This window comes from uncultured Collinsella sp., from assembly GCF_959026545.1.
Taxonomy (GTDB): domain Bacteria; phylum Actinomycetota; class Coriobacteriia; order Coriobacteriales; family Coriobacteriaceae; genus Collinsella.
Window position 1 is genome coordinate 46,673 of the sequence record NZ_CAUFLV010000012.1, and the last position, 14,205, is coordinate 60,877.

The 14,205-nt window shown below is 61.7% G+C and carries 9 protein-coding genes; 3 read left to right on the forward strand and 6 right to left on the reverse strand.

Annotated elements, in window-relative coordinates:
- The gene (locus Q5Q88_RS06795; protein ID WP_118652936.1) at positions 1–255 is read left to right on the forward strand and encodes a hypothetical protein; all 255 of its coding nucleotides are present in this window, start codon (positions 1–3) and stop codon (positions 253–255) included.
- A 304-nt stretch (positions 256–559) separates the two neighbouring features.
- Here the strand turns inward: Q5Q88_RS06795 and nhaA are convergent, their stop codons facing one another.
- Positions 560–1,915: a Na+/H+ antiporter NhaA gene (gene nhaA, locus Q5Q88_RS06800; RefSeq protein WP_302742481.1), complete on the reverse strand. Its 1,356-nt coding sequence runs from the start codon at positions 1,913–1,915 to the stop codon at positions 560–562.
- A 194-nt stretch (positions 1,916–2,109) separates the two neighbouring features.
- Positions 2,110–3,051 (reverse strand): DHH family phosphoesterase, encoded by a 942-nt coding sequence (locus Q5Q88_RS06805; protein WP_302742483.1) that lies wholly within the window; start codon positions 3,049–3,051, stop codon positions 2,110–2,112.
- Positions 3,052–3,361: 310 nt separating this feature from the next.
- On the opposite strand from Q5Q88_RS06805, the gene Q5Q88_RS06810 reads away from it, so the two are divergent.
- Both Q5Q88_RS06810 and Q5Q88_RS06815 read left to right on the forward strand, forming a co-directional pair.
- Entirely contained in the window at positions 3,362–4,210 is an 849-nt protein-coding gene (locus tag Q5Q88_RS06810; RefSeq protein WP_302742485.1) for a histidinol-phosphatase HisJ family protein, read from the forward strand.
- A gap of 70 nt (positions 4,211–4,280) precedes the next feature.
- Positions 4,281–5,516: a sugar MFS transporter gene (locus tag Q5Q88_RS06815; RefSeq protein ID WP_294123687.1), complete on the forward strand. Its 1,236-nt coding sequence runs from the start codon at positions 4,281–4,283 to the stop codon at positions 5,514–5,516.
- A 168-nt stretch (positions 5,517–5,684) separates the two neighbouring features.
- On the opposite strand, the gene Q5Q88_RS06820 is transcribed toward Q5Q88_RS06815, so the two are convergent.
- The 4 genes from Q5Q88_RS06820 to Q5Q88_RS06835 form a co-directional block, all read right to left on the reverse strand.
- Positions 5,685–6,647: an ROK family protein gene (locus Q5Q88_RS06820; protein ID WP_118652926.1), complete on the reverse strand. Its 963-nt coding sequence runs from the start codon at positions 6,645–6,647 to the stop codon at positions 5,685–5,687.
- Positions 6,648–6,853: 206 nt separating this feature from the next.
- Positions 6,854–8,173: a branched-chain amino acid transport system II carrier protein gene (gene brnQ, locus Q5Q88_RS06825; RefSeq protein ID WP_302742490.1), complete on the reverse strand. Its 1,320-nt coding sequence runs from the start codon at positions 8,171–8,173 to the stop codon at positions 6,854–6,856.
- A gap of 261 nt (positions 8,174–8,434) precedes the next feature.
- Entirely contained in the window at positions 8,435–12,643 is a 4,209-nt protein-coding gene (locus Q5Q88_RS06830) for a family 20 glycosylhydrolase (protein WP_302742492.1), read from the reverse strand.
- Positions 12,644–13,069: 426 nt separating this feature from the next.
- A partial coding sequence (locus Q5Q88_RS06835; RefSeq protein WP_302742494.1) for a 3'-5' exonuclease occupies positions 13,070–14,205 on the reverse strand: 1,136 nt, incomplete at its 5' end.

Consider the following 14,205-nt stretch of genomic DNA (forward strand, 5'->3'; position numbering starts at 1 on the left):
ATGCACCTGGGAATGTTTCAAGCCGAGGAGTTCGGCGACCTGCAGCGCCTCGTAGACGGCCTGTTCACCGGACGCGAGACAATCGAGCGGCTCGACCTCATCGTGCAGGCCGAGATTTTGGACCTCGCACCCGATTTGCTCGAGATCGTGAACCTCGTGCCCCCGGGAACGTACGACCGCACGAGGCTGTGCGATCAAATCAACTCCGCCCTCGCCGCGCACGGCTGGGGTGCCACCTACGGCACGGTCGAGTAGGCAGCAGGGGCACCCCGCCGGACCTCGAATTGGAGATGGGCTCCAAATTGAGGTGCATGCGCGTGCGTGCGCGCGATGCGGACGGACGTGGGCGAATACGGGCGAATGCGGACGGACACAGGCGCGATGCGGGCACAGGCAAACGCAAGCGCAGTACGAACGCAATCAGGCGTGGTGCGAACGCGCGCGAGCAAATGCAGGCGCTGTGCGCGTGTAATGTCGAAAGTGAAGGGCTTCAATCTCATTTTTTTCGACATTACACGCGCGCGGTAAGGCTAGGCGCGCCTCCATGCGCGCGGTAAGGTCAGGGGCGCTTCGCCTTCTTGCAGGCGACCGTCATGTAAATCATGCCGATTACCGCGGCGCTCACGGATCCTGCGAGGATGGCGGCCTTGGCAGCGAGCATCTCGAAGGGCTCGGCGGGGAAAGCAAGGCCCGAGATCAAAATCGACATGGTGAACCCGATGCCGCCCAAGATACCAACGCCCACGATGTGCCGCCACGTCACCCTGCTTGGCAGTTCGGCAATGCCAAGCTTCACCAGCAGAAATGTTACCCCCACAATGCCGATGGGCTTGCCCAGCAGCATGCCAAAGTACGTACCCATGGACACGGGGTCGAATGCCAACTGCACCACATCGACGCCCACCAGGCGCACTTGAGCGTTCACGAAAGCAAACAGCGGCAAGATGATAAAGTTAACCGGCGTCGAGATCTTACGCTCGAGGCGGACGAGCGGGGGCGAGACGCGATGCATAACGCGCTCGGCACCCAAGGTGGCGTGCGTGAAGTCGTGCTGTCCCAGGATATGCGCATCCTCATCGTAAGAATCGACCAGGTCGGGCATATAACCGCGCAGCCAGTCAGTCAGGTTGTCCAAGCGGATGCCCGAGCGCGCGGGAATCGCGAACGCCACAATGACGCCCGCGAGCGTGGCATGCACGCCCGACTTGAACAGGCACACCCAGAGGACGAATCCACCCACCATATAAGGCGCCAAGCGGTAATGCTGCGTCTTGTTGAGCATGAACAGGGATACGGTCACCACAGCGGCGGCTAGGAGCCACATGAGATCGGGAGCCTGACCGTAGAACAGGGCGATCGCCGCGATGGAGATGAGATCGTCGGCAATAGCGAGGGTCGAGAAGAACACGCGCACGCCGGCGGGCACGCGGTTGCCCAACAGCGAGAGCACGCCAAGAGCGAACGCGATGTCCGTTGCCATGGGAATAGCCCAGCCCTGTGCCGAACCGCTTCCGCGATTGAGCAGCATGTAGATCGTCGCTGGCACCACCACGCCGCCCACGGCGGCAAGCATGGGGAGCAGCGCCTGACGCGGGCGCCTCAACTCGCCCACCGTCATCTCGTATTTGAGCTCGATGCCCACGAGCAGGAAGAAGATCGCCATGAGGAAATCGTTTACGAACACCTCGATGGAGATCGCCATCGTATGCGAACCAATGCCCACGTGGATGGGCTCCATCAAGATATGGTGAATCGCCTCATAAGCGTCACTGTTGGCACAGATAACCGCGGCAATCGCCGCCACAACCATCACGGCAGCGGCGATAGTTCCATTTTCCGAGATGCGTTCCCAAATATCGCGCCGCTCGATGCGCTTGCGCTGCGTCTCGTTGAAAAGCTGCTCGCGTGCGTCCATACCACTCCCCGTCTCTTTTCACATCGAGAACTATCCTACCCAGCGGGCACATATGAGCGACATATGTCCATTATTGGTTCTAGAGCGAATCCATAATTGCCGGGCATCCATATTGCAAAACTCAACCTCTGGCATAGAAAGGCGCCCTGCACCGCACATGCGTTGCAGGGCGCCTCACGCTTGTTGGAGAAGCGTTAGTTCGCGGCGAGAATGGGGGCAGCGACCTGCTTCTTGCGAGAAAGCACGCCGGGCATCCACACGCCCTCGGCCACGTCCTCGATACCGAGACCCTTCTGCGCGGCGGCGGTGTCGCCCTCGAGCAGGACCTGGGAGCCCTCCTCCATGATGTCGGTGAGACAGAGCACAATGCCATCAGCGGCCTTCTCGGCCTGGTAAACGCGCATGGCCTCGCGGATCTCGGGAATCATACCGAGCGCGCGGGACTTGTCCACGGTCTCGTACTGACCAATGAGGAGCTTCTTGCCAGCAACCTCGAACATCTTGATGTCGTTGCCGACCATCTCGGCGGCGGTGAAGGAGCCGGACGGGCGGGTGAGGAAGACCTCCATGCCGAACTTGACCGGGTCGACGCCGAGCTGCTCGCCGAGCTTTGCGGCGATAGCGGCATCCACATCGGTGGCGGTGGGGCTCTTGAGCATGAGGGTATCGGTCATCATGGCGGACAGCAGCAGCTTGGCCTGCGTGTCCGTGGGCTCAACGCCCAGAACCTCGAACAGCTTGGCCACGATGGAGCAGGAGGAACCCCAAGGCAACGCCACGATGTGCAGCGGAGCGGCGGTGGTGAAGTCGCCGAAGCGATGGTGATCCACAACGCCGAAGATGGTGGCGTTCTCGAGGCCGGTGACGGACTGGCCGGGCTCGTTGTGGTCGGTCAGGATGACGAGCTGGGCGTCTTCACCCTCGGCAGCGGGCTCGATGGCGTCGATGAGCGTCGGGGCAGCCACGCCAGCGTCCTCAAGGAGCTTGGCGGACTCGGCGGGAAGCGGACCCAAGCAGCAGGCGGTGTAGGTGTTGCCCTGGTACTCAACCTGGTTGAGCAGCTGGGACAGGACGACGGACGACATGATGGCGTCGTTGTCGGGGTTCTGGTGTCCGAAGACGAGGACGTTTGCCATGAGGGCTCCTCCCTTGTAGCGAATGCATGGATGCTCTCATTGTAACGCGCGGACGTCACCCCGCCTCGCAAGCCTCTGTATTAACGATAAACACCCGTCTCTTTGACGAAGCCCTGTTATCGGCACGGTATCATACGTGCGGAATAGCAACACCCCCTTCGTCGATCCATGCGAGGCGCGGCATCGCGCGCAGGCTGCGCCAGCAGAGACCGGCTTTTCGTCGGGCATCCTTGCAAGTGGCATGTCCACGGCCAATTCGATTGGCATTCGCCATCGACGAGGGGAATTCTCTTTCTTGATTGGAGCCAGCATGCTTGCTGATTACCATGTACACACCGATTTCTCCGACGACTCCGTCTTCCCGCTCGAAGACGTCTGCGCGCTCGCCGTTGAACGCGGCATCGACGAGATCTGCATCACCGACCACGTGGACTACGGCGTGCGCCCCGACTGGGACGAATACCGCCGCGACCCCTCCTGCGCCAAGATCGTTGAGGGCAAGCCCTCCATCAACGTCGACTACGAGCGCTACTTCCCCGCCATCGAGCGGGCGCGCGGGCGATTTGCACCGGAGCTCACGGTGAAAACGGGTATGGAATTCGGCGTGCAATCGCACACGCTCGACAAGTACCAGACGCTGTTCGACCAGCACGCCAATGCGTGGGACTTCATCATCCTGTCCATCCACCAGGTTGGTGACCAGGAGTTTTGGGATGGAACGTTCCAGGAGGGCAGGACGCAGGAGCAGTACAACATGCAGCACTACGAGGAGATGCTGCGCGTTGTCCAGAACTTCGACCATTGGTCGGTTATCGGACACCTCGACCACATCAAGCGCTACGACCCGCTCGGACCCTGGCCCGACGTGAACAATCGCGACATCGTGGCGGAAATTCTTGAAGAGGCGATTCGCCGCGACAAGGGCATCGAGCTCAACACCTCCTCCGTCCGATACGGCCTGTCCGATCTCACCCCCAGCGTTGAGATCCTGAGCCTCTACCACGACCTCGGCGGCCGTATCCTCACCATCGGCAGCGACTCGCACAAGCCCGAACACCTTGGCGCGCACATCCCCATGATGCGCGAGCGCCTGCAGGAAATCGGCTTTACCGAGTTCTGCACCTTCGACCACATGGAGCCGATCTTCCATAGGCTGTAGGCTCTCCCTGTCGGCACAGCGCCGAAGCACGTCTTGCCGTCCACCTCGTCCCATCAACCCCGGAGCATCAATGGCCTCTCTCCTTCTCGCTGTCATCTATCTCACGTTTATCTCGCTCGGCCTTCCCGACTCGTTGCTCGGCACCGCATGGCCCGTCATGCACGTCGACCTCGCCGCGCCCGTTGCCGCACAAAGCCTCATCTCCATCATCATCAGCTGCTGTACGATCATCTCGTCACTGCTCACCGCGCGCCTGGTCCACAAGCTCGGCACCGGCAAGCTCACCGCACTTTCGGTTGGCCTCACCGCTGCGGCGATCCTCGGCTTCTCTACAACGAACGCGTTCTGGCAGCTCTGCCTCATCGCCATTCCCTACGGTCTAGGCGCGGGTGCCATCGATTCCGCCCTCAACAACTACGTTGCTCTGCATTACGGCGCACGCCACATGAGCTGGCTACACTGCTGCTGGGGTGTCGGCGCGAGCGTGGGCCCGCTCGTTATGGGCTGGGCCCTCGCCAGCCCCTTGAGTTGGCATGGCGGATACCTCGGTATCGGCCTCATCCAGGCCGCAATCACGGCGGCCCTGTTCCTCTCACTTCCTCTGTGGAAATCAACCGACGCGGAGGCGACCGATGCAAATGAAGGCACGGCGATCGAACCTGCCTTTGACACCGGTGCTCCCCGTAAGCAGCCCTCTGGCGAACGCCCCCTCACGAACCGAGAGCTACTTAGACTCCCGGGTGCCATCGCCTCCATCGGTTCCTTTGGCTTCTACTGCGCGCTCGAGGGCTCCATTGGCCTGTGGATTGCCAGCTACCTCGTCATGGCGCGCTCCATCGACACGGCAACGGCGGCTTCCATCGTTGCGCAATTCTTTATGGGCATCACCATCGGACGCCTCGTGTCGGGCTTTGTTGCCCAATGGCTCACAAGCGAGAACCAGATCCGCATTGGCCAAGCGCTCATCGCCCTCGGCATCCTCTCGCTCCTGGTGTTTGACGGGCCTGTTGCCGCCGGTATCTCCATTCTGCTTATGGGTCTTGGGTGTGCTCCCATCTACCCCAGCATCGTCGCCCTCACGCCCAAGCGCTTTGGCGCCAAGGCATCCCAGGGGCTGGTCAGCCTGCAAATGGCATGCGCGTATGCGGGCTCCATGCTCGTGCCGCCCGTCTTTGGGCTCGTCGCCGGTGCGGGTGGAGCGGTGCTCATTCCCTATATGATTGCGGCGCTCCTCGTTACCAATACCATCCTTGCCGAGCTTGCCGTGCGCAAGGCCAACGCCGCCCCGGGCAACGCGACGCGCTGACAGGAAGAAAGCCCCCCTCGAACCTCCCAATGTGGCAGTTCGAGGACAAACACCGCATGCAAAACAAGAGGCCGGCTCCATTTGGAACCGGCCTCTTCATCTACAGCGATCCGCACACGCCGTCGAGCAGGACAGCGGACAGCCATGCGGCGAGTGCACGACGCTCGTCTACACCTCGCACGCAGCGGCGCGCAGCGCCACGTACGCAGCACCGATGATACCCGCATCGTTGCCGAGCTCGGCGACCTCAATGGGAGTCTTGGTACTCACGGAGAGAGCGCAAGCGGCATACTTCTCGCGCAGCTTGTCCAAATATACGTCCGCAGAAGCAGAAGCGCCGCCGCCCAAGACATACACCTCGGGATCGACCACAGCAGAGATGATCTGCAGGCCGCGGGCGAGATAGTCGGTCATCGTTTCAACGGCAGCCCAGGCGACCTCGTCGCCCTCACGGCACGCCTGGAACACGGCGCGGGAGTCGCTCGTGCCGGAAAGTTCGATGGGGTCGACGCCACGGACCTTGCACTCATGCAGGTAGTTGCTCACCACGCCGGTGGCGGAGGCGTATTGCTCGAGGCAGCCCTTGTTGCCGCAGCCGCACACACGGGTCTCGTCGGGGTTCACGCACATGTGGCCGATCTCGCCGCCCGCACCGAACGCGCCGTCGATCACATCGCCGTTCACCACGACGCCACCGCCCAAACCGGTGCCGATCGTCACCATGACCATGCTGCGATGACCCTTGGCGCTACCACGCCACAGCTCCCCCATGGCAGCCGCGTTCGCATCGTTCACGTAGCGCACGGCGGCATGGGGACAGCGAGACTCGAGTGCCTCCTTGAGCTCGGGGGCGTTGATCTTGATGTTGGCGGCAAGCGTGATGTTGCCGCTCGCGGGAACGGGGCACGGCAGCGCCAGACCGACGCCGCGCACGAACAGCATGGGCTGCTGCACGGACGCCATGAGCTCCTCGATGCCGCCCACGACCGCCGCGTAGCCCTCCTCATTGGCCAAAGAGGGGGTTGGCACGCTCACCTTGCCGAGTAGGTTGCCGTCCTCGTCGAACAGGCCCTCCTTGACGGAGGTGCCTCCCACGTCGATGCCAATGTAGTACTGCTTGCTTTCGGTCATTGGAGCTCCCTTCGTGTGGCAGGTCCATGTGCCCGCCTCAATCGCTGGCTCCAACTATACCGCTACCTGCCGCCATCGTGCCAAACGAATGGGCAGCATATCGCCCGGAGGCCCCGGAGCCCAAGAGGCCCGACACCATCACCCAATTCGCCGAGCAGGCGCTTTTCATACGATTCGGAGGGTACAAACGCAGGAAAAGCACTCACTTAGGATGCGCTTTGGGGCTTTTTGCCGGCAAACGACACCACAACGCCGATTAACGCTCCGAGCAGTGCGGGCACAACCCAATTCATGCCCAAATCGGCAAAGGGCAGGACGTCGAACGGCAGCCAAGCGCCGGTGAAAAACGCGTCGCGCAAAGAGGTGGCAATGCTCACGACGGCGGTTAAGCCCACGGCGCATGGCCACACGGCGGGCATGCCATCGCACACCTTATGCAGCATGCCCATCACAACCAGGACGATCGCCATGGGGTACATCGCGTTGAGCAGTGGGACGGAGAACGTGAGGATGGCATCGAGCCCGAAGTTCGACACCACGCAGGAGAAGACGGCAAAACCCAGTGCCCACACGCGATATGGAATGCGCGGGAACTCGTCGGAGAAGTACGTGCCGCAACAGCTGATGAGACCGATGCACACATTGAGGCAGGCAAGCAGGAAGATTGCCGCAACGACCACCGTGCCCACCGTACCGAAGTGCTGACCAGCGGAGGCAGCAAGGATCTCGGCACCGTTGGTAGCGCCGGGCAGAACGGCGGCTATGTTGACGCCCACCAGCGCCAAGCCGCAGTAGATGATGCCCATGAGCACGCCCGCGAATATGCCCGCGCGGGAAACCTCGCGCGTGAGGCCGGCATCGTCCGTCACGCCGAGCTCGCGGATATTCGTGGCGATGACGATGCCGAACGTGAGCGACGCCAGCAGATCCATGGTCTGGTAACCCGTGAGGAAGCCCGACATAGCGGGGGCGGAGGCGTACGTAGCATGGGCGGCCTCGAGACTGGATGCGGGGTCGAAGAGCGCGGCACCGATCACGAAGACCAGCAAGGCGATGAGGGCGGGGCCGGTGATGCGACCGAGCAGGCGCGTGAGAGCGTTCGGATGCATGGCGAGCAGGTAGGCAACGGTGAAGAACACGACCGAGAACACGAGGCGCGCCACCTCGAGCGAAAGCCCCGCGGGGAGCAGCGGCTCAAACATCTCAAACGAGGTGGAAGAGGTGCGCGGAATGGCGAGGCACGGACCGATTGCCAGGTAATTCGCCGCAACGAAGACGTGCGCGAACAGCGGGTGCACGCGCGAGGCGAGGTCGCGGATAGTGCCCGCGAGGCCAACCGCGATAATGCCGAGCATGGGCAGACCGATACCCGTAACGAGGAAACCGACCATGGCGGGAACCACGGCCTCACCCGCCTGCAAACCCAGTAAGGGCGGGATAATCAGGTTTCCCGCGCCAAAGAACATAGAAAAGAGGGTAACGCCCACGAATAGGGACTGCCTCGATGTCAACTTACCAGTAGTCATAGTCTCCCCGTTCCCGCGATTCCGCCGTAGTGCTCGTACTTTACCAGAGGGGAGTATTTCTCACAATATGCACGAGGCGGGCGAGATTATGCGTTCAGCACCCCGCAATGCAGCGGGTTAACACAGCGTCAACATTTGGCATGAGCGGAAGGCACTCACATTGCGACGAGGCACGGCGACGCACAACATGAAAAGGCGGAGCACCCTCAGGGTGCCCCGCCCCATCATCGGCGATCAGGTAACGTTACGCGCGTGCAGCAGTCACTGCTTGCGACGCCTCACAATAACGCCAGCGGAGATTACAGCCACAGCAGCCACCGCAACGCCACCAATCACGAGCATCGAGCTATCACCCGTCTGGGGCAACCCAGAATCGGGCTTCTGCGTCGAGCCCTGCCCGGGCTTCTCGCCCGGCTTCTCAGACGGCGCGTCATTCTTCGAGAACTTCGCAACGAGCGTCAGGTCGCTCGTCACGGGCGTCTCAAACGAATACAGCTCGCCGTTGAGATACCAGCCCTTGAAGGTGTGGCCGTCCTTAACCGGATCATCCTGCGGCGCCGCGACCGTCTCGCCATCGGCCACCTCAACCTTGTGATACTGCTCACCATCAACCGTGAAGGTCACCGTATGAGTCGTAGGCACAGGGGGAGCAGGCGTCTCATCGGAGCGCTTAAAGCGCGCCTCGAGCGCAACGCTGTAGTCGGCTGCAACCTCATAGGAAGTCTCCTCGCTCAGAGGCTCGCTTGAACAGGGGGCAAACCAACCCATGAACTCCATGTCATCGCCGGCCTTTGCCGTGAGAGTCACCTTGGAGCCGGGCTTGACGTCCGCACGGAACACGGCGTCGGAGGCATCCGCGTCCTCGACCGATCCCGTCACGATACCACCCAACTCACCCGCGGACATGTCGAGCGACCCGTCCTGCGCGGCGACATAGCTCATGCCGCGCGCGTACACCGTACTTGCGGGTGCGGGCTTGTTGGCGATGTCGAACTCGGAAACGGCAACCCACTCGTCATTGGACTTGGTCGCCTCAAAGCGCACGCCGTACACCGTCTGCTCGTCGAACGAGATGGTCTTCTTGGAACCATCCGCCTTGAACGTGGCGCCCTTGACGACCTGCTTCCATTCTCCATCCTTCTCCGTGCGAATGAACAGGTTCGCCTCGGTCACCTGACCGCTGTTTTGGCCCTTACGCGGCGTAAAGGAGAACTGATTGATGAGATAACCCTTACCGAAGTCGATCTCAGCGTAGATTGGGTTCGTCACGGACAGGTGCCCGTCGGCGTTACCTTCCGTTACGTCCTTCCAATTGGAGTGCCAGATGGTGGCATCGTCGTTGTCGCAGGCGTGCCCGATGTGGCCACCGGCGGTTTCACCTTGAAGGGTCTGGCTATTGGTCGTTGCCGTCCAGGCCTTCTTGTTGAACTCATCGATCTCGGGTTCCTCGACGGCAGGTTTGACCACCACGTTGTCCATAGTCGCGGCGATCGCCTGCGTCTTGGACCCTATGCGCTGCAGAGGCAGGGTAAAGGTGGCATTGGTAATGCCCTCCTTGGTCACCTTGCCCGCATCGGCGTTGTAAAAGCTGCCACGTGCCGTCCCGATGGCCTCGCCGTCGATCTTGAGCGTTGCCTCCTGCACGCTGGTGACAATCTCAACGTGAACCGACTTGCCCACTGGCAGCTTATAGTCGAAGTAGTAGTTGTACAGCTCGCGCGTAAAGCCAAGCCGTCCGTCGTCCATCACGCGAATATCCAACGTGCCGTACGGCGCATCGGCCTCAAAGAGGATATCGCCGGGACAGGCAGGCTCGGTGAGCTCGATGTCAAAGGAGAGCGAGGTGCCGGTCGAAATCTTGTCGATCGCACCGTCAACATAGGACTCGCCACCGTTCAATGTGAGCTTGCCGTTCTCCACCTCCGCGTTCTTGCCCTCCGTAAGGTCGCGGCCGTTCTCACTCACATCGTCGAGGCCCTGCTCGAAGTCGAACTCCTCGTAGGAATCGCCCTTGAGGGAAGCCTCGCCGTACGGATTCACGCCCGGACCGTAGCCGGCCGTCTCCACGAGAGAGCGAAGGTTCTGATACCCCTTGCTTCCCTCGCCCTTTTCCTTGCCGGTAGCAGCCCAGTTGTTCTCTGCGTACACAGGCATCGCATCGAAGAAGCGCGTGAACTCGTCGGCCTCAGATAGACCGGATGCGCGTGTGTCGATATTGTCGTTCCAGATGGCGAATGCGGATCCCAGCACCTGCTTATCGCCAGATGGCAGCACGGTACCGCCAAAGTTGTTGGGATCGAACGAGTTGTACAGCCCCTCGGAGTTGAGGTAGTCGCCGTATGCACCGCGATTGCCACCACCATTGGGAACCATGTAGCCATAGGAATCGAGGATGTTGATAAGATCGAAGCCCTTATCGTGCATGCGCCGAGGGTTCGCCCAACCAAGAGACCAGATGTTCATCTGAACGTCCTCGATGCCCTCAGGACCGGGCTCGGTGCCACCACCCTGCAGGTAGCTGCTGTCAAAGCTGCCCCATACGCGTACGGTATTGCCGTTTGCCTTGAGGTGCGGCACGAGGTCGTTATAGAAGCTGCAATATGCCGGGCGGCCGTTGGGGATGATGAACTCGTCTGCGCCGATGTGCACGACGGTCTCGTCGTCGAAAACCTCGTTTTCGCCCGTAGTGTAATCATCGAAGATATCCTTGATGAGTTCCATGGTCTCGGGCTTGGTCACATCGAGATGGTCGATAGCGGAACGCGTCGTGTTCCCAGCCGTCGTGACCCTGGTGTTGTGCACGCCGAGCTCAGGCCACACCTTGGTAAAGGCCACAGCATGCGCGGGCATGTCGATCTCGGGGACGATGTTCATGCCAAGGGCGCGTTCGGACTGAATGAAGTCACGCATCTGGTCCTTGGTAATGGAGTAGTCCTTTGCCGTGGGGGTCTCGCCCTCGGCATTGGCCACATCCGTCTGCAAACGGAAGGCACTATAGGCCTGCCACTGGTTTTCCTCCGCGCCGTAATCCTCGAGGAAGATCAGGTTGTCGGAAAGATGGACCTGGAAGTCGTTCATCTTGTAGTAACGCATGGTGCGCGCCACGTTCTTCATCATGTCGAGGGACACGGGCTTACGCGCCACGTCCCACATGAAGCCGCGCACTTCGAAGCGCGGATAGTCGCGCATCTGGCCAATGGGGAACCCGTCCGTGTCGAGCTTGTACATCTGCAGGATGGTCTGCATAGCGTACATGTTGGCGGTCACGGCGGGTGCCACCACGTCGATGCTGTCGGCATCGATGGTCATGGCATAGCCCTCATCCCCAAGAAGCGCATCGCCCTCGGGGGACGCCAGCGTGAAGTTGAACGCGCCGGCCTTTGCGCCGACCTGCTCGATCGTCAGATCGCGACCGGTAAAGGTCTTGTAGTCGTCTGCGAATTCCTCGGCAATTGCCTTGAGCGAGGCATCGGAATAGGTAATCGCGGTCACGGTGTCGAGGGAGAGCTTGGCCGTCGAGTCGGAGAACCACTCCTGGATTTCGGGCACAACGGAGGGCTTGGCGTTTTTGCCCTGCTCCTGCGTTTTGGCGCCCTTCACCACATAGGGGATGTCCTTGGTCTCGGCGGTCTCATCGCTACCGTCCTTGGTCACCTTCCACGATACCTGCACGACCTTATCGACCAGAGGGTGAACCACGCTCAGGTCATCACCGATGACCTGCTCGAAGTCCGCTCCATTCAACTGGACGGTGAAGCCCTCGGGAACCTCGGGAAGGGAGATGGACGCGGCGTCGAGCGCGACAGTCTGCTCCCCCATCTGCTCAAGACTCTTCACCACGCTGCTGAGCGACTGGGTCACAGCCTGCTCGTTCGTATAGGCGGCGAGCTCAACCACGGATGCGCCGTTCCACTGCGTGTCGCCCGCAACGATGTCGAAGTTGGTCAGGCGGATCTTGGAGGCCACGATGGGCTCGTCAAGCATCACGCGAACGTGAGTCTCGTAACCATCGCCACTCTTGACGCTCTCGACGGTCTTGGCCAGTTTCCACTCGTCGCTGCCTGGGGTCTGATACTGAATATCAAAGCCCTTTACGTTGCTGGGCTTGACCGCAACCTTGCGCTCCTCGAACTGGATGTCGAAGAACTGCAGCTTGGCGTCTTGCTTGAGGTCGACGGCAAGCCAGGTTGTATCGTCCTTGTTGGGCTTTGCCGAGCTGCTCGACCAACGCGTATCGGTCTTGCCGTCGATGGCATGGTCGGGTTTGAGCTTATCGTCGTTGTCCTCGTAGGCACTCGCGGTCGCCGTCCCACCAAGCAGGTGGTTGACGTTCACAGTATCGACCACACCGTCAACAGCAAACGCACGCATGGGTCCCAAAGCGCAACAAAGCGCCCATGCAAGCAGCGCGATGGCAGCAAGTCTCCGGCTTACACCTCCCTTATACATATTGAGATGCATTCGAACCATACATGCTCCTTTCTGCGAGCCTCCGGCATGCCGAGTGACAGAACCCACAGGAGTCCCATTGGCCGGCCTGCGCCGATCCGCCTCCCCTCGTTATCCTGCTCAATCACTCTGCATGCATAGCCGCATGATTGTCGCATGCACATAAACATATAGATTCAATGGGCAATTCGCACCCCAGCAACGGTCGCTTTTTCTCGGCAAGCGGTACGTTGCGCGATGCAACACATCCAATTATCTATGCAAAGCAGAGGGCGGGGCGCAATTCACTTGGGGAGCGCCCCGCCCTAAAATGGAATCCGTAGAGCCCGAGGTTAGCGCGAACGAAGAGCGCGCGTTTGTTCGTGGCGCCCGACGATTGAAGGCGAGCCGAACGCGTTGTGCACGGCAGCCGACGTTTGAACGGTAGGTCGGGCGCCGCGGAAAGCGTCAACTCAGCTTGACGATGGGAGCGAAGCCCTTCATGAGCTTCTTGGTCTGACCGGAGCGCTCGAACTGGACTTCGATCATATCGCCAGCGGCGGAGATAACCGTGCCCGGGCCGAACGTCTTGTGGCTCACGCGATCGCCCGCCGCGAAACTCGTGGCAGCAGCAGTTGCGTCGCGCTCGCGCTCGACCGTGGCGGACACGCTGGCCTTCTTGGGTCGGGGCGCACCGGAGCCGAAGGTCGACGGCTTGCGGGGCGCCGAGCTCGCTCCCGCGCCTGCACCCACAGCACCCACGCGCCCGGCGTCGGGGCTGATCGCGGTGCGACGTTGCGTGCCGGGCGTCGAGCGGGTGTAAGAGCCGAACACGCGACCGCCGTACATATCGGAGCCCTTGCCGGAACCGAACGTGCCGCGACGGTCGCCGCGCTTCTCCCAGCCCGTCCCCTCGAAACCGGACGATCCGATGCCAGAGAATTCGATGTGCTCCGACGGGATCTCGTTCACGAAGCGAGAACGGGGATTTGCCTGGGTGGAGCCGTAGGTACGGCGCGTGGCAGCGTAGGTGAGGAACAGGCGCTTGCGGGCGCGCGTGATGGCCACGTACGCGAGACGGCGCTCCTCCTCGAGCTTGGCCGGGTCGTCATCGGTCCAGCCGGCGACATGCGGGAAGATGCCCTCCTCCATACCGGCGACGAACACCGCCGGGAACTCCAGGCCCTTCGCGGAATGGACGGTCATCATCGTGATGGCGTGGGTCTCCCCCGCCAGCGCATCGAGGTCGCTGCGCAGGGCGAGCCACTCGAGGAGGGCGGGCAGGGCCTTGCAGGCGAGCTGTCCGTACGTGCGCTCGACCTCCGCCGCGGCGATGGCGGCGGCGTTCAGAGCGGAGGCGGGCGCCGTGGAAGGGTTCGCCAATGCGCCAGCGAGCGCACCGGCGGCCGAAGCCGTCGCGTCATCCAACTGCATCGATGTCCCTGCCCCCGCAGCGGCCGAGGCACCCGTGGCACCGACGGCACCCAGGGCGCCAGCAGAACCACCAGCACCACCGACGGCACCCGCCTCCGGCACTCCCGCGACGCCCGCGGCGCGCAGCTCCTCGAGGCTCTCGAGCGTGCCCTCGATGTCCTCGTGCGTCT